Origin of the sequence: Gluconobacter albidus (genome assembly GCF_002723915.1) — a bacterium.
Classification (GTDB): domain Bacteria; phylum Pseudomonadota; class Alphaproteobacteria; order Acetobacterales; family Acetobacteraceae; genus Gluconobacter; species Gluconobacter albidus.
The window spans coordinates 321,844-342,642 of record NZ_BEWL01000002.1 but is presented as its reverse complement, the minus strand read 5'-3'; the positions used below and the strand labels follow the sequence as shown (position 1 = coordinate 342,642).

The window sequence follows — 20,799 nt, the reverse complement described above, 5'->3', positions numbered from 1 at the left end:
TTTTATGCGCGCTGTCGTCCGGTGTCAGCCGACGTTGCGCAGCGCCTGACTTTCCTGACGCAGGACGTCGATCTGAACGAACTGGCCGTCACGCTCGAAATACCAGAATGTCCAGCCATTGCAGGACGGAGCGCCCGTCAGGCCCGCGCCCAGCTTGTGGATGGAGCCGCGCTGGTTGCCCGATACGAGCGTACCATCCGGGGTCACGGTTGCTTTCAGACGCTTCTGCCGGTCGTAGAGCACGGTTCCTGCTGGCAGAACGCCCGTCTCCACGAAACTTCCGAACGGAATACGCGGCATTTCGCGCCGGGCCGGCGTGGTCGCAAGCTGTTCGGACGTCAGGCGTTCTTCGCGCGCCACGCGCTCCCGGGCTGCCTTGACGTAATCCGGATGGCGTTCGATGGCGATGTAATGACGCCCCAGCCGCTTGGCCATTGCCGGGGTGGTCCCGCTTCCGCAGAACGGGTCCAGCACCACATCATTGGCATTGGTCGAGGCCACCAGAACACGATGCAGCAGACTTTCCGGCTTCTGCGTCGGGTGCAGTTTCAGGCCGTGTTCGTTCTTCAGGCGCTCGTTGCCCGTGCACAGCGGCAGGTACCAGTCCGAGCGCATCTGAAGGTCGTCGTTCAGGGCCTTCATGGCCTGATAGTTGAAGCGATATTTGCTCTGCGGACCACGCGCGGCCCAGATCAGCGTCTCATGCGCGTTCGTGAAGCGCCGTCCACGAAAATTCGGCATCGGGTTGGACTTGCGCCAGACGATGTCGTTCAGGATCCAGAAGCCCAGATCCTGCATGATCGCGCCAAGCCGGAAGACGTTGTGATAGGAACCGATGACCCAGATTGTGCCGTCCTTGTGCAGGATCCGGCGCGCTTCGCTCAGCCATTCGCGCGTGAAGTTGTCGTAGGTCGCGTAATCCGCAAACTTGTCCCAGTCATCATCCACGCCATCCACGACGGTTTCGTCCGGACGACGCAGCTCGCCGCGCAGCTGAAGGTTGTACGGCGGATCAGCGAAAATGCAGTCCACGCTCCCGTCCGGCAGCGTCTTCATCGTTTCGATGCATTCTCCACGCAGGATCTGGTCGACGGGAAATTCACCGCTCATGCTGCGTGTGCCTCTGCTTCAATCATGTTTCGTATTGGCGCGAACCCGCGCCTGTGATGGGGTGTCACCCCCCGGAGCTTCAGGCCCTGCATGTGCGCGGCCGTGCCGTAACCCGCATTGCGCTCCCAGCCATAGGCATCGTGGCGCATGGCCAGGCGCGCCATCAGGCGGTCGCGCGTTACCTTGGCGATGATGGAGGCTGCGGCAATGGACAGGCTGATCCCGTCGCCACCGATCACCATTTTGATGGGACAGGGCAGTTTCGGGGCGTGTTTGCCGTCCACGAGGGCAAGGTCCGGCACCCGGCCGAGCCGGGACAGCGCCCGGCGCATGGCCAGGTAGCAGGCCTGGGCGATATTGATCTGCTCGATTTCCAGAACGGATGCCGCGCCAATGCCGATCAGCACCTGTTCGTCGGCCATCAGGGCCTCATAGGCGAGCATCCGGCGCCGGGCCGTCAGTTTCTTGGAATCATCGAGAAGGGCAGACAGGGTTTCAGACGGCGGCGCCGTAAATGCCACGGCGGAGGCTACGACCGGCCCTGCCAGAGGACCACGCCCGACTTCGTCGATCCCGACGACCAGCCCCCCATGGGCAGCTTCCAGGGCGTAATCCGGCATTTCTGAGTGTCTCCCCGACAGATCACCGCGAAATCAGGTGACCGAATCGGTTGTGAATCATGGCGACTCGAAAGGGAACCCCAAAAATGCATGAGTTCTAAGTTTAATATGTCAAGTGTGGTTAGAAAGACTCTTTACCCCAAGCGTCAGAGGTCTTCCTGCTGGCTGTCCTGACCGGACGCTGACGGAGGCGATGGAGCGGGCTGATCCATCTGCCCGTGTCGCATCTGAATCTCTTTCTCGATCTGAGGGAACTGATAGATTTTTTCCGTCACATTGACCGTCAAAAGGACGAGACTGACGATCAGCAGCGAGAGCCCCCGACCAACGATCTGGCGGCGTTTCCAGAAATATCCCGGCAGAAACAGCCACCACCAGAAGCCCGGCGGCGTCTTTCCGCTTTCGCGAATGGACGTCCGGTCCAGCATGAAGGAAACAAAAAACAGGATCAGCGACATCATCCCGACGACGGAAATCGTTCCCACCCGGCCGCTGTCCGGAATCTGGCGCAGGTCCAGAATCAGCAGCGTGAGGCGCTGGATCAGCCACGGTCCGACCAGAAGCACCCAGGCCCAGTGTTCCGAACTTCCCGAAGACATCCGCAGAAGCCCTGTCAGTGGAGAGACAAGCCCCGCAGCGCTGGCAGGGCGCCATGTTGATCCGAATTCCGGCGTCCAGACGAGCGTTTCGGGCTTGATCTGCCGCTGCATGATCAGGCGCAGGATTTCCTCACGGGAGACTGGACCGGCCTGTTGCCCGTTGTTGTCGTAAAACCATTCCATGAAAAAAGCCTTCCGGATTACTCCGGAAGGCTTCTAGCACAAAGACGTCCCTATGGTCGAAACGCCTGTGGCGCCTCAGTCGCTTTTGCGACCAAACAGCAGACCGCCGACGATCATTCCGACGACTGTTGCGATCACCAGCGAGATCAGCGGGCGATCCTGCACAAACGCCGTTGCGGCTTCGAGCTTGGTTTCGCCTTCGTCGTACAGATCAGCGAATTCCTGCTGCGCCATGCCGGAAAGCTGGTCAAACTTGCCCTCGGCCTGAAGCTTCGCATCGCCGGTCAAGCCACCAAAACCGTCCTTGAGCTTGCCCTTGGCGTCATCCACAAGGCCTTCGACCTTCGTTTCAGTTGTGTCGGCCATTTTGTTCTCCTCTGTCCGGATTAACCTGTCCTCAATGCAAACGCACAACACAGACATCCGGTTCCAACCCGATATGATCCCTGCGCGGAAAAGAGACAAGTCCCATGGAATGGTCATGGCCAGAAATGTAACGAAAAGTATCATTTCCGGTCATTTTGATTTTCATTGCCAAAACTGAACAGGATTTAAGGTCGCGTCATGGCAGGCGCTGGCCTCCTGCCGTATAAGCAGGAAAACACATAACTTCGTCGCCTGAGAGCCCCGCGCTCTGCTATGCGGAAAGACAGAACCACCATGGATCAGCAGACGGCCAGCTCCAGCGACCGCCTTACGAACAGCACCGCCCAGTCCTCGCCCCCTCCCGCACGGTCCCGTCGTCGGCGCTGGATCCTCTGGGGCGCTGTTCTCCTGATCGCTCTTCTGATCCTTTTCGCGATTTTCCGCCCTCATGGCGCAACTCACAAGCATGGCCACAGCGCCGCGGCTGACGGAAACGTGCAGCCCGTCGCCGTCGCGACCGCCCATACCGGCGACATGCCCGTAGTTTTTCAGGAACTCGGAACGGTCGTCCCGGTGACGAATGTGACGATCACGCCGCGCGTCAACGGCCATATCTCGGCCGTCTATTACAAGGAAGGCCAGCACGTTCATAAGGGTGATGAGCTCGAACTGATCGACCCGCGCCCTTACGAGGCCACGCTCTCCCAGTATCGTGGAACACTGGCCGCGGATATGGCGCAGCTTGAGAAGGCCCGCGTGGACAATGCCCGCTACCAGCGCCTGATCAAACAGAACTCGACCTCCGCCATGACCGCGCGTGATCAGGAATTCACGGTTCAGCAGCTTGAAGGTCAGGTCGAATTCGACCGCGCGAATGTCCGCAATGCCGAGCTCAACGTGATGTACTGTCACATCATTGCGCCTGTCGAAGGCCGTGTCGGTATCCGCGTGCTCGACGTCGGCAACTATGTGACGGCAGGCCAGTCCGGCGGTCTGACCATCCTGACCATGATGCAGCCCATCTCCGTGATCTTCACGGTTCCGCAGAACCAGCTGCAGGAGGTCATGAAATATCTGGACAAGACCGGCGAACTGTCCGTCGAAGCCTGGGACAGCGATAACACCCACAAAATCGCCACCGGCACCGTCAAGGCCCTCGACAGCCAGATCGACACGGCAACGGGTACGGTCCGGATGCGTGGCATCTTCGCGAACGAGGACGAGCACCTCTTCCCGAACCAGTTTGTGAACCCGCATCTTCTGGTCACGACGCTGCATGATGCCCTGCTCGTTCCCGGAAATGCCCTCCAGACGGGACCGGACGGACGCTTCGTCTACCGCGTCAAGCCAGACATGACCGTGGAAGTCGTGCCCGTCACCGTCGGCACGACAGACGGCACGAACGCCGTGATCGAAAAGGGCCTGAGCAGTGGGGACCGTGTCGTGACGGATGGTGTCAGCCATCTGCGCCCCGGCCAGAAAGTGTCCATCCCCGATACGTCTTCGCCGACGGCACAGACGACGGAAGCCGAACACAAGAGCGCCAGCCAGCACCGTCATCACCGCGACGGACAGCAGAGTTCCGATGCGCCCCAGCAGAAGAACGACCCGTCCTCGCCCGCCGACACCGGCAACCACTGACCGACGTCCAGAACAGTCAAACAGGGAACATCAAGATCGTGAATCCGTCCCGCCTGTTCATCGAGCGCCCGGTTGCCACCAGCCTCCTGATGTTCGCCATCCTGCTGAGCGGCCTGCTCGGCTACCATTTTCTGGCCGTCTCAGCCCTGCCGCAGGTTGAATATCCGACGATCACGGTCTCGACTTTCTATCCGGGCGCCGGGCCGGACGTGATGAGTACGTCCGTCACCGCGCCGCTGGAAACCCAGCTCGGCCAGATGGCCGGACTGGACCAGATGACGTCCCAGTCCTCCGGCGGCGCTTCGGTTGTCACGCTGCGCTTCGGGCTGGACATGTCGATGGACGTGGCCGAGCAGGAAGTTCAGGCCGCGATCAACAATGCCACCTCTTTGCTGCCGAGCGATCTGCCCGCCCCTCCGATCTATGCGAAGGTCAACCCGGCGGACACCCCCGTCCTGACGCTCGGCATCACGTCCAAAACGCTGCCGCTTCCCGAGGTCGAGGATTACGTCAACACGCGGCTTGAACAGAAGATCAGCCAGATTTCCGGGGTTGGTCTTGTTACCCTGTCAGGCGGTAACCGCAAGGCGTACCGGATTCAGGTCAATATCCCGAAGCTGACATCCTACGGCATCGCGATCGACACGCTGCGCACCATCATCAGCACGGTGAACGTCAACTCCCCGACCGGTACATTCGACGGTCCCAAGCGTTCCACCTCCCTGCGCATCGACGGACAGATCCAGTCCGTCGCACAGCTCATGAACCAGGTGATCGCGTATCAGAACAACGGTCCGATCCGCGTACGGGACATCGCGACCGTCGTTGAGGGTGCGGAGAACGCACAGCTTGCCGCCTGGGCCAACCGCACGCCTGCGCTGATCCTGAACGTGCAGCGTCAGCCCGGCGCGAACGTCATTGGCGTCGTGGACAACGTCCTGCGCGTCCTGCCACAGCTCAAGCTCGACCTGCCGCCGGGCATCGACGTCACGCCTCTGACCGACCGCACCACGACCATCCGCGCTTCCGTCAATGATGTGGAATACGAACTGGCACTCGCCATGCTCCTCGTCGTGGGCGTGATTTTCGTGTTCCTGCGCAATGTTCCGGCGACGATCATTCCCAGCCTTTCCGTTCCGCTGTCTCTGATCGGCACGCTGGCGGCGATGTATCTGTTGGGTTTCTCGCTCGACAACCTGTCGCTGATGTCGCTGACCATCGCGACCGGCTTCGTCGTCGATGACGCCATCGTCGTGATCGAGAACATTGCCCGTTACGTCGAGGCCGGTGAAGACCGCTACACCGCCGCACTCAAAGGCGCTGGCGAGATCGGCTTCACCATCATCTCGCTGACGGTCTCGCTGATCGCCGTGCTGATCCCGCTGCTGTTCATGAAGGATGTCGTCGGGCGTCTGTTCCATGAATTCGCGATGACGCTCTCCATCACCATCATCATTTCCGCTGTCGTCGCCCTGACGCTGGTACCGATGATGTGCGCGCGCCTGCTGTCTGACACGCATGCGCCATCCACGAAAAACACGGTCTGGAGCCGCCTGTCCAACCGTACCGAGCGAGGCATCAACGCCCTGATCGCAGGATACGGGCGCTGGCTTGATGTCGTGCTGCGCTTCCGGGTCACGACCCTTCTGGTGACGCTCGGCACGATTGTCCTGACCGGTGTCCTGGCCTGGACCATCCCCAAAGGCTTTTTCCCGACGCAGGACACCGGCGTCATCCAGGGCATCTCCGTGATGTCGCAGGCCATTTCCTTTGAAGGCATGAAAGACCGTCAGGCCGCCCTTGGAGACGTGATCCTGAAGGACCCGGATGTCGCCAGCATCTCGTCTTTCGTGGGCATCGACGGCCAGAACATGACTCTGAATGTCGGCCGCTTCCTGATCAACCTCAAGCCGCGTGAACAGCGCACGTCCAGCCTTGAGGCAATCATGCGGCGCCTGTCCTCCGTCGGGGATCAGGTGATCGGGGCGCAGCTTTACGTCCAGCCGATTCAGGATCTGTCGCTGGATTCCTCGATTTCCGCCACGCAGTACCAGTTTATGCTGGAAAACCCGGATTACGACACCTTCAAGATCTGGGTGCCAAAATTCGTGGATGCCCTGCGCAAGGAACCGTCGCTGCGGGATGTCACGTCGGACCTTCAGGCTGAGGGACTGGTCGCCCAGCTTTCGCTCGACCGTCCGACCGGTGCGCGATACTCAATCACGCCGCAGACGGTCGACAATCTCCTGTATGACAGCTACGGCCAGCGTCAGATCACGACGATCTATACGCAGTCCAACCAGTACCGAGTCATTCTGGAAGCCGACCCGAAACTCCAGACCGACCTGACGTCCCTGAGCCAGCTTTATCTGCCCGGCATTTCCTCGCAGGCCGGTGGCAGCACGTCCGGCCCGACGCGCCAGCCGACATCGGGGCTCGTGCCGCTGTCGCAGGTGACGACGATGACGCATGTCCTCGCCCCCCTGCTCATCAGCCATTTCGGCCAGTTTCCGGCCACGACGGTGTCGTTCAACGTCGCCAGCGGTTATTCGCTTGGGGCCGCGACCAACGCTATCGAGCGCGTGGAAAAGCAGATCGGCCTGCCGCCGGAGTTCCAGACAGCCTTCCAGGGCACGGCGGCGGCATTCCGCTCGTCGCTGTCCAACGAGGTCTGGCTGGTCATGGCAGCCGTGATCGCGGTCTATATCGTGCTGGGTATTCTCTATGAGAGCTATATCCACCCGATCACGATCCTCTCCACCCTGCCTTCCGCCGCCATCGGTGCGCTGATCGGGCTCTATCTGTTCGGGATGGATCTCGACATCATGGGCATCATCGGCATCGTGCTGCTGATCGGCATCGTGAAGAAGAACGCCATCATGATGATCGACTTCGCTCTCGAAGCCGAACGCCTGGAGGGCCATACGCCGCTTGAATCCATCAAGCGCGCGGCGATGCTTCGCTTCCGTCCGATCCTGATGACCACACTGGCCGCCCTGTTCGGAGCCCTGCCCCTGCTGATCGGCACGGGCGTCGGCTCCGAGCTGCGGCGTCCGCTGGGTGTGGCCATCGTTTTCGGCCTGATGATGTCCCAGCTTCTGACCCTGTTCACCACGCCCGTCATCTATCTGTTCATGGATGAGTTGGGAACGAAAACGCGTGCCTTCATGCAGCGTCACCGCCGCAACAGCCCGCCTTCGCAGCCCCAGACCCCCAGCCCTCACACAGGCGCTCCGTGAATCTGGTCCGCCTCTTTGTCCTGAGGCCCGTTGGCACGACGCTGCTGGCGGTCGCTCTCGTGATCGGCGGCGTCATGGGGTATTTCGCCCTGCCTGTCGCCGATCTGCCGGACGTGGACTTCCCGGTCATCATGGTGACCGCGAACCAGCCCGGCGGCTCCCCCTCCGAAATCGCAAGCACGATTGCCGGCCCTCTGGAGCGGCATCTGGGCGCGATATCCGGCGTCACGGAAATGACCTCGGAATCCACGGTCAACCAGACGCGCATCACCCTTCAGTTCGACCTGTCGCGAGACATCAACGGTGCTGCGCGTGACGTGGAGGCGGCCCTGCAGGGCGCGCGGCAGGATCTGCCTACCAGTCTGCGCAGCAACCCGACCTACATGAAGGCGAACTCCAACGGTCCGCCCATCCTCGCGCTGACCCTGTCGTCCAGTACCCGGACGCCGCAGGAACTCTACGATTTCGCAAGCAACATCCTCATCCCGCAGCTCAGCCAGATCCAGGGCGTCGGCGATGTGGAGATCCGGGGCGCGTCTCTTCCGGCCGTACGTGTTGAAATCAATCCGCTTCGCCTGTTCCATTACGGGATCGGTTTCGAGGATCTGCGGGCCGCCCTTGCCTCCGCCAACGCCCATACGCCCAAGGGTTTTCTGGATGCCAATGGCGAGCGCATGATGCTCTCCACCAATGACCAGGCCACGGATGCGGAAGAATACCGCGATCTGGTCATCGCCTATCGCAACAGCCAGCCTGTCCGCCTGACGGATCTCGCGGATGTCAAGAACAGTGTCGAAGATCTTCGTCAGGCGGGGTATCTGAACGGCAACGCTGCCATCATCTGCACGGTCTTCTCGCAGGGTGGCGCAAACGTCATCAAGACGATCGACGGCATCCGTGGCCGCCTGCCAGCCCTTCAGTCCGCCCTGCCCGGCAATACCGACATTTCGATCCTGATCGACCGCTCCAAGACAATCCGGGCCTCGCTGGACGATACGAAACAGACGCTCGTCATTGCCGTCGTGCTCGTGGTCGTCGTCGTCCTGCTGTTCCTGCGCAGCCTGTCCGCCATCATGGTTCCGGCCATCGTGGTGCCAGTCTCGATCGTGGGAACCTTCGGGGCCATGGCGCTGATGGGATACCAGCTCGACAACATGTCGCTGATGGCGCTGACGATTTCGACGGGCTTCGTGGTCGATGACGCCATCGTCGTTCTGGAAAACATCGCCCGCTACATGGAGATGGGTTACAACCGGCAGGACGCCGCCATCAAAGGCACGACCGAAGTCGCGTTCACGGTCGTTTCGATCACGGTCTCGCTGATCGTGGTGTTTGCACCGATCATGCTCATGGGCGGGATAGCCGGGCGCCTGTTCCATGAGTTCGCGATGACCATGGTCATCACGCTCTGCATTTCGCTGCTCCTGTCCCTGACGCTGACGCCCATGATCAGCGCCCAGCTCCTGACCCACACGGACGATAACGGTCCCGGTCTGTGGAAGAAGACAGGCCGTTTCCTCGAACGCATGATCAGCGCCACCACTTCGGGTTACGGCAGGTCGCTGGACTGGGCCCTTGGGCACCAGTTCCTGATCGCGATGTCGCTGCCCGCCACTCTGGTGCTTGCCGGCGTGCTGTATGTGAAGATGCCCAAGGGGTTCTTTCCCTCCGAAGATACAGGGCAGATCATGGGGCGCGTGGTCGCCGATCAGTCGATCTCGTTTCAGGCGCTTCAGAAAATCGTGGTCAAGGCCATGAAAAGCGTCGCGTCCGACCGGGATGTCGTCGGCGTTATGGGGGGCGTTGGCGGGCGTTCGGCCAATTCGGCGAACATGTTCATCGCTCTCAAGCCCAAATCCGAGCGTACGGACGATCTTGCGACCACCATCCAGCGCCTCACCCGCAGATTCTCTCACATTCCCGGCGCGCAGCTCCGTCTGATGGCGCCCGGCAGTGTCCGCACGGGTGCCCGCCCCGGCGACGCCGCCTACCAGTATTCTCTGGAAGGCCCCTCCGCCGAAGACCTGTTCGAATGGACGCCAAAAATTACGGCCGCCTTCTCGAAGCTGCCGGAACTCATGGATGTAACCTCGAACGTCGAACAGGGGGGTCAGGGGATCAACATCGCCATCAACCGCGATACGGAAGCACGCTATTCCGTCACGCCGCAGCTCATCTCCAACACGCTTTATGACGCATTCGGCCAGCGCGCGGCATCCATTATCTACGGCAACCTCAACCAGTACCGCGTCATCATGGAAGCAGCCCCCCGCTACTGGCAGGACCCGTCGATGCTGCAACAGATGTGGATCAGCACCTCCGGCGGAACAGCGGCGGGTGGTACGGCATCGAACAATATCCGCGCGCGTGCCACAACGGCTGTCACGACCCTGTCACAGAGTGAACAATCCTATCAGAACTCCGTCGCCAACGCTCTGGCAGGCGGAAAGTCAGCGTCGAGCGGTGCGGCCGTCGCCACAAGCGTGGACAACATGGTGCCCCTGTCCGTCCTCTCACGGCAGCGCAACACCAATACGGCCCTGACCGTCAGCCATGATGGGCAGTCCGTTGCGACGACCGTGTCCTTCAATCTTGCGCCCGGTGTTTCGCTTGGTACTGCCGTGGATGCCGTGCAGGCTGCCATGGTGAAGCTGCATGTCCCCTCGGACATTCACGGCGGGTTTGCAGGCAATGCGGCGGCTTTCCAGAAATCCGCCGGCAGCGAAATCCTGCTGATCCTGGCAGCACTCGCGGCCGTCTATATCGTGCTGGGTGTCCTGTATGAGAGCCTGATCCATCCCCTGACAATCCTTTCGACACTGCCGTCCGCAGGCGTTGGCGCCATTCTGGCACTTCAGATCTGCGGGGAGGAATTCTCCCTCATGGCTATGATCGGCGTGATCCTGCTCATCGGCATCGTCAAGAAAAACGCCATCATGCTGATCGACTTCGCCCTCGTGGCGCAGCGCGAAGGCCTGTCGGCCAGAGACGCCATCCGTCAGGCCAGCCATCTGCGTTTCCGTCCTATCCTGATGACGTCTCTGGCGGCTGCGTTCGGTGCCGTGCCCCTCATCATCGGCAACGGATATGGCTGCGAACTCCGGCGACCGCTGGGGATCGCCATTCTCGGCGGTCTGGTAGTCAGCCAGTTGCTGACCCTCTACAGCACACCCGTCATTTTCCTGTATCTCGACCGGTTCGGACGCGCCATGGGCCGTCTGCGTGCCCACATCGCTTCCTTTTTCCATCTCTCAGCCCGGGGAACATAGTCCTGATGCCCGCCCTCCGTAAGTCCACCCTGCGCACTGCCCTGCTGGGGGCGGCGACCCTGCCTTTCCTGAGCGGCTGTATCGGCGGCATGGTCGGGCCGAACTACCATCGCCCGAAAGCCATCATCTCCGCCAAATTCAAGGAGGCGCCTCCGCCGCCGGGCTGGCAGATGGCTGCCCCCGATCTTGCGAAAATGCCCAAGGGAGACTGGTGGACGATCTTCAACGATCCCGTCCTCAACGAACTTGAGGAACGCGTGGCGACGTCCAACCAGAGCCTGAAGGAATATGAGGCGCAGTATCGCAAGGCGGCTGCCACGATTGACTCGATCCGCGCCCAGCTTTTCCCGACCCTGAGCGGAAAGTTCAGCTTCAACCGCAACTCACAGGGCGGCAGCACGTCGAATGCCAGCAACGGCATTCCCTACACCTCCAGCCAGTCCTACACGTCCAACACATGGACCACTGGCCCGTCCGCAAGCTGGACCGTCGACGTCTGGGGCATGATCCGGCGGCAGGTTCAGCAGCAGGTTGCAGCCACACAGGCCGACGCTGCCCTCGTTGCCAACATGCGACTGTCCTATCAGCTTCAGCTCGCACAGGATTATTTCGACCTGCGTTACCAGGATAGCCTGATTGCGCTCTATGCCCGCAATGTAGATCTTTATCGCCACAATCTGGAAATCCTCCAGAACCAGCTTGATGCCGGTGTCGCAGATCCGGCGAGCGTCCTTCAGGCCCGCTATCTGCTGCAATCGACGCAGGCCAGCCTGTCCAACGCCCATATTGCCCGCGCGCAGTACGAACACGCCATCGCCATGCTGACAGGCCGTGCTCCGGTCGAACTCACACTCGCACCCTCTCCCCTCCCCGAAACGATCCCGGCAGCTCCTGTCGCCGTGCCCTCCATGCTGCTTCAGCGCCGCCCGGACGTGGCGCAGGCCGAGCGCAACATGGAAGCCTATAATGCGGAGATCGGATACGAGATCGGCGCCTTCTTCCCGCAGGTCACGCTCTCTGCGTCCTACGGCTATAGCGGCAATCCTCTCGAACAGCTGATCCAGGCCGCGACGCGCACATGGAGCCTTGGTGCGGCTGCAACCGAGACGATCTTTCAGGGCGGTGCACGATCCGCTGCGGTACGCAGCGCAGAAGCCGATTACGACAATGCCGTGGCCACCTACCGCCAGACGGTTCTGGCAGCGCTTCAGGACACCGAAGATCAGATGTCCGGGCTGCGCTATCTCGATCAGCAACTTGCCTTGCAGAATGCTGCCGTAAAAACCGCACAGAGTGCCGTTCAGGTGTCAATGAACGAGTACCTCGCCGGAACGCAGATCTACACCACGGTCATCACGGCCGAACAGAACGCCCTTCAGTATCAGGAAACCCAGCTCAGCGTGCGACAGCAGCAGTTCCTCGCAGAAGTCAAACTCATGACGGACCTGGGCGGCGGCTGGACCACACAACAGCTTCCAAGCAAGGGTTCGCTCCAGACAGACAATCCTTTTCTTCCCTCCTTCATTCAGAGGGACAAGAACGGGAACTGAAGAGCATAAAAAAAGGGCGGGGCCATCGGCACCCGCCCTTTTCATTTCAGCCCTGAAAATCTCAGCTCTGAATCAGGCCCTTACAGGGCATGCAGGCCCGCGACACCGGCGAGAATGGCCAGCACGGCCAGCACGATAAAGACAATGAAAAACAGCTTGGCAATTCCTGCCGTAGCCGAAGAAATGCCCGAGAAGCCGAAAAACCCGGCAATGATGGAAATGATGAAGAACACAATCGCGTAGTGCAGCATGACGGTGGTACCTTGCCCAAGAGTTCGTGGTCATGTCGTAACGTCACGCACCTGCGGAAGTTTAATTTTTCCCTAAAAGACGCTTTCCCAACAAAAACCCGATAAAAGATGCGGTCAGAAGCCAGAGTAGCGGCTGATCCACCATCAGATCACTGACAAGTGCTTCCGTTTCTCTTGCCACCCGAGAAAGTTTTGCTGCCAGCCTGCTTCCACAGGGGCATGTGTCCGCCCCTCCCCGCAGGCGTTCCAGATCAGCGCTCATAGGTCTTCTCCCTGCCATGACATGCTCCCAACGTAAAAAAGGCAGCCCGGTCACGGGCTGCCTTTTCTTTTACATCGTCAGAGCAGTCAGGGGATGTCCTGAATCAGGGTCCTGCTCAGTGACCAACGGCAGGAGCGTCTTCACCCCGCAGCGCAGCCTCTTCATTGTAACGACGGGCTTCGGGAGAGATGGTCAGAGCCATCGTCATTCCGGCGGACAGAAGATAGATCACCGCAAACGTCCAGATCACATACTGCATGCCCGGCCCAAAGACCGCTTCACACCCGGCAACAACAGCCGGTCCAACCCAGGTGGATGCCCCGGCACCCAGACCAAGGATAGACAGCGCAGCCGCTTTTTCACGCGGACAGATCTGCGGCATCAGGCCCGACAACGGCACGAAAGCGGCCACCGTTGCACCATAAAAAATCCCTGCCGCAGCCACCGCCCAGAAATTTCCCGGGAACCAGAGCGGTACGTAATAAAACAGTGGAATGGCCACAAAGCCACCGATCCCGCCGAAAACCGCCACAACAAAACGGTGTCCCAGCGTATCTGCCACCATGCCCGAGACAAGGTTGAACAGGATGTTGCTCAGGAAAATGAGTGACAGGAGGTTCAGCCACTGGGCAAGGGAGAAGCCAAGATGATCAACGAAAAACGCGGGCATGATCGCAAGGAACGCATATTCCGAAGAAGTATCAATCACGCGGACGATACCGGCAATCAACGTCTTCGGCTCACGCCACATGATGCTCATGGAACCGAAGAAAATATCCTTGGTCGGAATATGGTCCGGAAGAAGGCGCTTCTTACCTGTTGGCTCATGCGTGAACAGCAGCGCAACAAGACCACCCAGGATCACAAGCCCCAGGGAGCACCAGAAGGTGCGAAGTTCGCCAATTTCCGGAATGGCAAAGCGTGCAAACTGCGATCCCAGAGTGGGAAGACCTGCTGAGAAGGAAAACCAGAACCAGCCTGCGGCCGAGCCCAGCATGGCTGTCGGCGTAGCGGCAGCAATCCAGACAAGGAAACCGTATGCAAACAGCGGGTAGGCAAACCCTCGCAGCGTATAAAACAGCAGGATCATGGGTCCGCTGTTCGGCCCCAGCCCCAGAGCCAGGAACCCGACTTCAAGGACAGTCCATAAAATGAGGCCAAGCCACATGACTTTTTTTGGCCCCATGAGATCTGACAGAGGCCCGGAGAACCAGGCCGCGATCATCACGGTGATGCCATAAAACGTGAACATTTCATTCACGAAACCCTGCGTATGGCCGTGGTGCAGCATGTAGGTATCGAGATACCCCGCTTCCACGCCATCGCCGACCATGAACAGAAGCTGACCTACGAACGCCCAGAAGAGCGCTCTGGGTATTCCAAGGGTTTCCGCCAGCCCATGTTTCGGAGGGGAAGATTCGGACATTATAACGCTCTCCAAACGCTGGACGCATCACGAACCCATCCGGGCCTCATTGCCGGGATACATATTCGATGCGTCGTGGCAGGCCCTACGAGAGTGCTCGGACCTGTTTCTCAGAATTGTGCAGACCCCACACGAAGAACGACACAACATTCTTCAAAAAGGGAGAAACCGCATCCTGTAAGGAAGCGGAAATTCAGACTGCCTCAGAAAGAGACAGGAAAGATTCTGCAAAGAGTGGTGACTGCATATCACACAACATCGTGGCAAATAAACCACGAATCAAAAAAGGCCGGGACATTCCTGCCCCGGCCTTTCTCAATGCTTCAAAAACAGGAGCCTCAGGCGGCTTCCTGCTCCTCGGCAACGTTCTGCTTCGGTCCGCTGTCCTGGCCCTTGGCAGCGACATCGCGATCAACCAGTTCGATCACGGCCATATCGGCATTGTCGCCATAACGCACACCAGCTTTCAGAACGCGGGAGTAGCCACCGGCACGTCCCTTGTAACGCTCGGCAACAGCCGAGAACAGCTTCGTCACGACGGCATCGTCACGCAGCTGCGCAAAAGCCTGACGACGGGCGTGCAGGTCGCCACGCTTGCCGAGCGTGATCAGCTTCTCGACCACCGGGCGAAGTTCCTTCGCCTTCGGCAGGGTCGTCGTGATCTGCTCGTGCTTGATGAGAGCCACGGCCATGTTGCGGAACATGGCAGCGCGGTGAGAAGAGGTGACATTGAGCTTACGCCCGCTCACACCATGACGCATTGCTAGTTTTCCTTACCTTGAAAGTTCTCAGAACGTCTCGTCGAGACGCTTGGCCAGATCCTCGATGTTCTCGGGCGGCCAGGCTGGGACGCTCATGCCGAGCGACAGCCCCATACCGGTGAGAACTTCCTTGATCTCGTTGAGCGACTTGCGCCCGAAATTAGGCGTACGGAGCATTTCCTGTTCGGACTTCTGCACCAGATCGCCAATGTAGACAATGTTGTCGTTCTTGAGGCAGTTGGCGCTACGCACCGAGAGCTCGAGTTCGTCAACCTTGCGAAGAAGATTGCGGTTGAACGGCAGGTCATCCTGCGGTTCTTCATGCTGGACCGGACGCGGCTCATCGAAGTTGATGAACAGCTGCAGCTGATCCTGAAGAATCCGGGCTGCAAGAGCCAGGCTGTCTTCCGGCGTCACTGCACCGTTGGTCTCTACCGTCAGCAGCAGCTTGTCATAGTCAGTGACCTGACCGACACGCGTCTGCTCGATCTTGTAAGAAACCCGACGCACCGGCGAATAGATCGCATCGATGGGAATCAGGCCAATCGGGGCATCTTCCGGACGGTTTGCTGCTGCTGCAACATAGCCCTTGCCCATATTGACGGTGAATTCCATGCCGAGCTTCACGCCGTCATCGAGCGTGCAGATCACGAGATCGGGATTCATGATCTCGATATCATGCCCTGCCTGAATCTGGCCAGCCGTCACTTCACCCGGGCCGGTGGCCGTCAGGATCATGCGCTTGGGGCCTTCACCATGCATGCGAAGAGCAAGCTGCTTGACGTTCAGGACGATGTCCGTGACGTCTTCGCGCACGCCCGGCACGGCGGAGAACTCATGCAGCACGCCATCGATCTGGATGGCGGTCACGGCAGCACCCTGCAGCGACGACAGGAGAATACGACGCAGTGCATTACCGAGCGTCATGCCGAAGCCGCGTTCCAGAGGCTCGGCCACGACAGTGGCGATGCGCGAGGCAACCGGTCCGGGCTCGACTTCAAGCTTCTCCGGCTTGATGAGGGACTGCCAGTTTTTCTGGAGAACCAAGGTCGTGGCCTTTCAAACAACGAAGCACGCCAAGGGAAATTGGCGGCACCTGGGCCCGCACCAGCGGTGCGGTAAAAGATGCAATCACTTACAGATGCTGCGTATCGTGTGCGATACGCAGCAAAGCATCACTCAGACGCGACGACGCTTCCGGGGACGGCAGCCATTGTGCGGCACAGGCGTCATGTCGCGGATGGACGTAATGTTGAACCCTACGGCCTGGAGGGCACGAAGCGCGCTTTCACGCCCCGAACCCGGACCGGAGACCTCGATCTCAAGCGTTTCCATGCCATGCTCGCGCGCCTTGCGGCCGGCATCTTCTGCAGCGACCTGGGCAGCATACGGCGTGGACTTACGGGAGCCTTTAAAGCCCTGCGCACCCGACGACGACCAGGCAATCGCGTTGCCCTGTGCGTCAGAAATGGTGATCATGGTGTTGTTGAACGTGGAGAGCACGTGAGCAACACCGGAAATGATATTCTTGCGTTCCTTTTTACGGATACGCGGAGCAGCGGCCTTCGCCATGAGAGAGGTCGTCCTAAAAGTTTAAGCAAAAACGTCGATGAAGAGATCAGCCGCGGATTAGCGCGTAACCTTCTTCTTGCCAGCAATCGCCACAGCCTTGCCCTTACGGGTACGGGCATTGGTATGCGTACGCTGACCGCGGACCGGCAGGCCACGACGGTGACGAAGGCCACGGTAGCAGCCGAGGTCCATCAGACGCTTGATGTTCATTGCGGTTTCGCGGCGAAGATCGCCTTCGACGCGCAGTTCGGAATCGATCAGTTCGCGGATCTTTACGATCTCATCGTCAGACAGCTCGTTGACGCGCTTGGCATCGGGGATCTCGAGCTTACTGCAGATGGACTGCGCTGTCGCCGGGCCAATGCCATAGACATAACGCAGGGCAATGACGACCCGCTTGTTGGTCGGAATGTTTACGCCGGCAATACGTGCCACGCCTGTTACTCCCATTGAAGCGGCCTGAAGCCGCCTCAGACTGTTATATCCCTGGCCATGGCCAGGTCGATGATCTTGCAGCCAAACCTGCCACCCACCGATTCCGGCAGACGCACGAACGGTCTGGCTACACCTATGTCGAGGGCGCGCAATAGACTGCTCACCCCACCTGAGTCAAATAATAGAGATCACTTTTTCGTGATACCGTTCTCAGACTCAGTTTTTTACAGCGCCCGTCACGATGGCATCAATCGCTTTGCCAACGGTTTCAACGTCTTTCATGCCATCGACATGAAGCAGACGCCCCCCCTTCTCGTAATAGGGAAGGATCGGAGCAGTCTGTTTGCGATAGACGTCAAGACGCGCGCGGACAACCTCGGGATTGTCGTCCGGACGCCGCGTTCCGTCCTCGCCTCTGCGACTGGCGATACGGTCCACGAGTTCGTCTTCGTTGACATCCAGAAGAATGACCGCACCGATTGTCAGACTACGATGAGACAGCATGGCGTCCAGCGCCTCAGCCTGGCTTTCGGTCCGGGGGAAGCCATCAAGGATAAATCCGCGCTGGCAATCCGGTTGTGCGATACGGTTCTGGATCATCGCCACGATGATCGGATCAGGAACAAACTGCCCCTTCTCCATGATCGCCTTGGCTTCATTCCCGATTGCCGTACCCGCGGCCACCTCAGCACGCAGCATATCGCCAGTGGAAATCTGCTTGAAGCCGTAAAGGGTTTCAAGCCGCTTGGCCTGTGTGCCCTTTCCTGCCCCGGGAGGGCCAAGAAGAATAATGTTCATCGACGTCTTGTGCCTCCCTGTACACCACCCCGGCTTCCACGGCTGCGTTGCTTGCGGATCAGACCCGAATACTGATGCGCCACCAGATGGGACTGAATCTGTGTGACCGTATCAATCGTGACTGACACGATAATAATCAGGCTCGTGCCGCCAAAATAGAACGGAACATTGTATTTGCTGATCAGGATCTGTGGCAACAGACAGACCACCACAAGATACATCGCACCGATCGCCGTCAGACGGGACAGGATTTTGTCGAAATACGTAGCCGTGCTTGCGCCGGGACGAATGCCAGGAATGAAGCCGCCCTGCTTGCGCAGGTTCTCTGCCGTTTCCTCGGGATTGAATGTAATCGCCGCATAGAAATAGGAGAAGAACAGAATCATCGCGGCATAGAACAGCATGTAAAGCGGCTGGCCCTGGCCTAACTGCTGGCCTAGGACCGAGAGCCAACCCGGCATCGAATGCCCGTTCATGAAACCGGAAATGGTTACAGGAATCAGGAGTACGGACGACGCGAAGATTGGAGGGATGACGCCTGCAGTGTTCACCTTCAGCGGCATGTGGGTGGAGTCACCGCCAAAGATACGGTTTCCGACCTGACGCTTCGGATACTGGATCACAACCCGACGCTGAGCCTGTTCCATGAAGACAATGAAGCCAATGACGGCAATTGCCAGAACAAGGAAAATCACCACGAAAATGGGTGAAAGTGCTCCTGTTCGCCCAAGTTCGAAAAGGCTGGCCAGAGCATTCGGCAGATTGGCAACAATGCCTGCAAAGATGATGAGGGAGATCCCGTTCCCGACACCTCGGGACGTGATTTGCTCACCCAGCCACATCAGGAACATCGTGCCGCCGACAAGTGTCACCACGCAGGATGCGATGAAGAACGCTCCAGGGGCCACCACAGCATTCGCACCATGCGCCGTCATATTCTCAAGGCCGACAGCAATGCCGTAAGCCTGGAAAAGAGCAATAAAGACCGTAAGATAGCGCGTATACTGGTTAAGCTTTTTACGGCCCGCCTCACCTTCCTTCTTCATTGCTTCCATGGACGGAAGCGCCGTGGAAAGAAGCTGGATGATGATCGAAGCACTGATATACGGCATGATGTTCAACGCGAACACGGTCATACGCCCGAGCGCACCACCGGTGAACATGTCGAACATTCCCAGAATGCCACCCTGATGCTGGGCAAGAAGCTGCCCCATCACGGTCGCATCGACACCCGGAACCGGAATATACGTGCCAAGTCGATAGACGATCAGCGCGCCCAAGGTAAACCAGATGCGCTTTTTGAGTTCGGTCGCCTTGGAAAACGAACTCATATTGAGATTGGCGGCGAGCTGCTCTGCTGCGGAAGCCATCCACCTGTCCTTTCATGAAAACAGCGTCGCCGCACATAAGCACGGGACGCTGTTCACTATCCAACCCTAACCCGGGCCGAAGCCCAGGGAAGAAAACTCAGGCCTCAGCCTGAGCTTCCTTCTTGGTCTCGAGTACCTTGACGGTACCACCAGCCTTCTCGACTGCTGCCAGAGCAGCAGCAGAAGCACCGGCAACTTCGATGGTCACACCATACGAAAGTTCACCATGGGCCAGGAGACGGACACCGGCCAGCTTGCTTCCGTTGACGAGACCAGCCTTGCGAAGGGTCTCCTCGGTGACGGTTGCAGCCTTGTCCAGCTTGCCGCTTTCAATGGCCTTGGAGATCGCGCCAAGGTTTACCGGAGCATATTCCTTGCGGAAGATGTTCACGAAGCCACGCTTCGGCATACGACGGTACAGCGGAAGCTGACCACCCTCGAAGCCGTTGAGCGACACGCCCTCACGGGCCTTCTGACCCTTGACGCCACGACCTGACGTCTTGCCCTTGCCGGACCCGATGCCACGTCCAAGACGCTTCTTGCGATAACGGGAACCCTCGTTATCGCGCAGTTCGTTGAGGTTCATTTCAACCCTCCACCTTGATGAGGTGGGCAACCTTGCGGATCATTCCACGCACGGCCGGAGTATCCTCCAGCGTACGCGTGGAACCAATTCCACGCAGACCAAGACCGGTGATGGTCTCAGCCTGGCCCGGTTTACGACCGATGACCGAAGCGATCTGCGTAACCTGAACGGTCTTGCCATTCTCAGCCATTTGTCACCTCCGCTTCCGTCTGGCCCTGCTCGCGCTTGCCAAACAGTTCCGCAGCCTTCTTGCCACGGCGGGAAGCAACATGACGCGGGCTGCTGGCCTTTTCGAGCGCAGCAAAAGTTGCCTTGATCATGTTGTGCGGGTTACGCGTTCCCAGGCTCTTGGCCACAACGTCGTTGACGCCGAGGCTTTCGAACACTGCACGCATCGGACCACCAGCGATGATACCCGTACCGGCTTCAGCAGCACGGACAACAACCTTGCCAGCACCGTAGTGACCGAACGTGTCGTGATGAAGGGTACGACCCTCCTTCATCGGCACGCGGATCATCGTGCGCTTTGCACGCTCGGTTGCCTTGCGGATTGCTTCGGGAACTTCACGGGCTTTACCTGCTCCGTAACCGACGCGACCCTTCTGGTCACCGACGACGACGAGGGCAGCGAACGCGAAACGGCGACCACCCTTTACGACTTTGGCGACACGGTTGATGGTGACGAGCTTGTCGACCAGATCATCGCCCTGCTCGCGCTCACGACCACCACGGCCGCCTTCTCTTGGCTCACGTGCCATGTG

20 protein-coding genes are annotated in these 20,799 nt (G+C 59.4%); 4 read left to right on the top strand and 16 right to left on the bottom strand.

The features are described from left to right. Window positions 1–24: 24 nt before the first annotated feature. From GAL01_RS04545 to GAL01_RS04530, 4 genes are all read right to left on the bottom strand, one after another. Window positions 25–1,110, bottom strand: a complete 1,086-nt coding sequence (locus GAL01_RS04545) for a site-specific DNA-methyltransferase (protein WP_062033273.1) — start codon at window positions 1,108–1,110, stop codon at window positions 25–27. Beyond that, a complete protein-coding gene (locus GAL01_RS04540; protein ID WP_062033276.1) occupies window positions 1,107–1,730 on the bottom strand; it encodes a ribonuclease HII in 624 nt (207 codons plus the stop codon). Before GAL01_RS04540 ends, GAL01_RS04545 begins: the two co-directional genes overlap by 4 nt. A gap of 146 nt (window positions 1,731–1,876) precedes the next feature. Then, on the bottom strand, window positions 1,877–2,512 hold the full coding sequence (locus GAL01_RS04535; RefSeq protein WP_062110070.1) for a DUF4339 domain-containing protein: 636 nt from the start codon (window positions 2,510–2,512) through the stop codon (window positions 1,877–1,879). Window positions 2,513–2,587: 75 nt separating this feature from the next. After that, entirely contained in the window at window positions 2,588–2,878 is a 291-nt protein-coding gene (locus GAL01_RS04530; protein ID WP_062029330.1) for a CsbD family protein, read from the bottom strand. A gap of 294 nt (window positions 2,879–3,172) precedes the next feature. Here GAL01_RS04530 and GAL01_RS04525 point away from each other — a divergent pair, with 294 nt between their 5' ends. The 4 genes from GAL01_RS04525 to GAL01_RS04510 are packed head-to-tail and all read left to right on the top strand — an operon-like array spanning window position 3,173 to window position 12,577. Further along, the gene (locus GAL01_RS04525) at window positions 3,173–4,519 is read left to right on the top strand and encodes an efflux RND transporter periplasmic adaptor subunit (protein ID WP_062029328.1); all 1,347 of its coding nucleotides are present in this window, start codon (window positions 3,173–3,175) and stop codon (window positions 4,517–4,519) included. A gap of 38 nt (window positions 4,520–4,557) precedes the next feature. Next, window positions 4,558–7,758, top strand: coding sequence for an efflux RND transporter permease subunit (locus GAL01_RS04520; RefSeq protein WP_062029326.1), 3,201 nt, complete (start codon window positions 4,558–4,560; stop codon window positions 7,756–7,758). Further along, entirely contained in the window at window positions 7,755–11,027 is a 3,273-nt protein-coding gene (locus tag GAL01_RS04515) for an efflux RND transporter permease subunit (RefSeq protein WP_062029324.1), read from the top strand. Before GAL01_RS04520 ends, GAL01_RS04515 begins: the two co-directional genes overlap by 4 nt. Before the next feature lie 5 nt (window positions 11,028–11,032). Then, the gene (locus tag GAL01_RS04510; RefSeq protein WP_062029321.1) at window positions 11,033–12,577 is read left to right on the top strand and encodes an efflux transporter outer membrane subunit; all 1,545 of its coding nucleotides are present in this window, start codon (window positions 11,033–11,035) and stop codon (window positions 12,575–12,577) included. An 80-nt stretch (window positions 12,578–12,657) separates the two neighbouring features. Here the strand turns inward: GAL01_RS04510 and GAL01_RS04505 are convergent, their stop codons facing one another. The 12 genes from GAL01_RS04505 to rpsE all read right to left on the bottom strand — a co-directional run bounded on the left by GAL01_RS04505 (window position 12,658) and on the right by rpsE (window position 20,796). Continuing rightward, window positions 12,658–12,828, bottom strand: a complete 171-nt coding sequence (locus GAL01_RS04505; protein ID WP_077803141.1) for a DUF1328 domain-containing protein — start codon at window positions 12,826–12,828, stop codon at window positions 12,658–12,660. A gap of 61 nt (window positions 12,829–12,889) precedes the next feature. Next, complete coding sequence (locus GAL01_RS04500) at window positions 12,890–13,090, bottom strand: hypothetical protein (protein WP_099253093.1); 201 nt, start codon at window positions 13,088–13,090, stop codon at window positions 12,890–12,892. A gap of 115 nt (window positions 13,091–13,205) precedes the next feature. After that, window positions 13,206–14,516, bottom strand: a complete 1,311-nt coding sequence (locus GAL01_RS04495) for an MFS transporter (protein WP_062029319.1) — start codon at window positions 14,514–14,516, stop codon at window positions 13,206–13,208. A gap of 338 nt (window positions 14,517–14,854) precedes the next feature. Further along, on the bottom strand, window positions 14,855–15,277 hold the full coding sequence (rplQ, locus tag GAL01_RS04490; protein WP_011251941.1) for a 50S ribosomal protein L17: 423 nt from the start codon (window positions 15,275–15,277) through the stop codon (window positions 14,855–14,857). Window positions 15,278–15,304: 27 nt separating this feature from the next. After that, the gene (locus GAL01_RS04485; RefSeq protein WP_011251942.1) at window positions 15,305–16,324 is read right to left on the bottom strand and encodes a DNA-directed RNA polymerase subunit alpha; all 1,020 of its coding nucleotides are present in this window, start codon (window positions 16,322–16,324) and stop codon (window positions 15,305–15,307) included. A 132-nt stretch (window positions 16,325–16,456) separates the two neighbouring features. After that, a complete protein-coding gene (rpsK, locus tag GAL01_RS04480; RefSeq protein WP_011251943.1) occupies window positions 16,457–16,849 on the bottom strand; it encodes a 30S ribosomal protein S11 in 393 nt (130 codons plus the stop codon). Between the two features lie 57 nt (window positions 16,850–16,906). After that, on the bottom strand, window positions 16,907–17,284 hold the full coding sequence (rpsM, locus tag GAL01_RS04475; RefSeq protein WP_062029339.1) for a 30S ribosomal protein S13: 378 nt from the start codon (window positions 17,282–17,284) through the stop codon (window positions 16,907–16,909). A 216-nt stretch (window positions 17,285–17,500) separates the two neighbouring features. Further along, window positions 17,501–18,082, bottom strand: a complete 582-nt coding sequence (locus GAL01_RS04470; RefSeq protein ID WP_062029317.1) for an adenylate kinase — start codon at window positions 18,080–18,082, stop codon at window positions 17,501–17,503. Beyond that, a complete protein-coding gene (gene secY / locus GAL01_RS04465) occupies window positions 18,079–19,452 on the bottom strand; it encodes a preprotein translocase subunit SecY (protein ID WP_062029314.1) in 1,374 nt (457 codons plus the stop codon). The genes GAL01_RS04470 and secY overlap by 4 nt, the downstream gene beginning before the upstream one ends. Before the next feature lie 97 nt (window positions 19,453–19,549). Further along, window positions 19,550–20,038, bottom strand: a complete 489-nt coding sequence (gene rplO, locus GAL01_RS04460) for a 50S ribosomal protein L15 (RefSeq protein WP_062029312.1) — start codon at window positions 20,036–20,038, stop codon at window positions 19,550–19,552. Between the two features lies 1 nt (window position 20,039). Beyond that, window positions 20,040–20,228: a 50S ribosomal protein L30 gene (gene rpmD / locus GAL01_RS04455; protein ID WP_011251948.1), complete on the bottom strand. Its 189-nt coding sequence runs from the start codon at window positions 20,226–20,228 to the stop codon at window positions 20,040–20,042. Continuing rightward, complete coding sequence (rpsE, locus tag GAL01_RS04450; protein WP_011251949.1) at window positions 20,221–20,796, bottom strand: 30S ribosomal protein S5; 576 nt, start codon at window positions 20,794–20,796, stop codon at window positions 20,221–20,223. Before rpsE ends, rpmD begins: the two co-directional genes overlap by 8 nt. Between the last annotated feature and the right edge of the window lie 3 nt (window positions 20,797–20,799).

Bases quoted from the DNA above. Each gene is read 5' to 3' on its own strand.
- GAL01_RS04545 (WP_062033273.1), bottom strand. From the start codon at position 1,110: ATGAGCGGTGAATTTCCCGTCGACCAGATCCTGCGTGGAGAATGCATC.
- GAL01_RS04540 (WP_062033276.1), bottom strand. From the start codon at position 1,730: ATGCCGGATTACGCCCTGGAAGCTGCCCATGGGGGGCTGGTCGTCGGG.
- GAL01_RS04535 (WP_062110070.1), bottom strand. From the start codon at position 2,512: ATGGAATGGTTTTACGACAACAACGGGCAACAGGCCGGTCCAGTCTCC.
- GAL01_RS04530 (WP_062029330.1), bottom strand. From the start codon at position 2,878: ATGGCCGACACAACTGAAACGAAGGTCGAAGGCCTTGTGGATGACGCC.
- GAL01_RS04525 (WP_062029328.1), top strand. From the start codon at position 3,173: ATGGATCAGCAGACGGCCAGCTCCAGCGACCGCCTTACGAACAGCACC.
- GAL01_RS04510 (WP_062029321.1), top strand. From the start codon at position 11,033: ATGCCCGCCCTCCGTAAGTCCACCCTGCGCACTGCCCTGCTGGGGGCG.
- GAL01_RS04505 (WP_077803141.1), bottom strand. From the start codon at position 12,828: ATGCTGCACTACGCGATTGTGTTCTTCATCATTTCCATCATTGCCGGG.
- GAL01_RS04500 (WP_099253093.1), bottom strand. From the start codon at position 13,090: ATGAGCGCTGATCTGGAACGCCTGCGGGGAGGGGCGGACACATGCCCC.
- GAL01_RS04495 (WP_062029319.1), bottom strand. From the start codon at position 14,516: ATGTCCGAATCTTCCCCTCCGAAACATGGGCTGGCGGAAACCCTTGGA.
- rplQ (WP_011251941.1), bottom strand. From the start codon at position 15,277: ATGCGTCATGGTGTGAGCGGGCGTAAGCTCAATGTCACCTCTTCTCAC.
- rpsK (WP_011251943.1), bottom strand. From the start codon at position 16,849: ATGGCGAAGGCCGCTGCTCCGCGTATCCGTAAAAAGGAACGCAAGAAT.
- GAL01_RS04470 (WP_062029317.1), bottom strand. From the start codon at position 18,082: ATGAACATTATTCTTCTTGGCCCTCCCGGGGCAGGAAAGGGCACACAG.
- secY (WP_062029314.1), bottom strand. From the start codon at position 19,452: ATGGCTTCCGCAGCAGAGCAGCTCGCCGCCAATCTCAATATGAGTTCG.
- rplO (WP_062029312.1), bottom strand. From the start codon at position 20,038: ATGAACCTCAACGAACTGCGCGATAACGAGGGTTCCCGTTATCGCAAG.
- rpmD (WP_011251948.1), bottom strand. From the start codon at position 20,228: ATGGCTGAGAATGGCAAGACCGTTCAGGTTACGCAGATCGCTTCGGTC.
- rpsE (WP_011251949.1), bottom strand. From the start codon at position 20,796: ATGGCACGTGAGCCAAGAGAAGGCGGCCGTGGTGGTCGTGAGCGCGAG.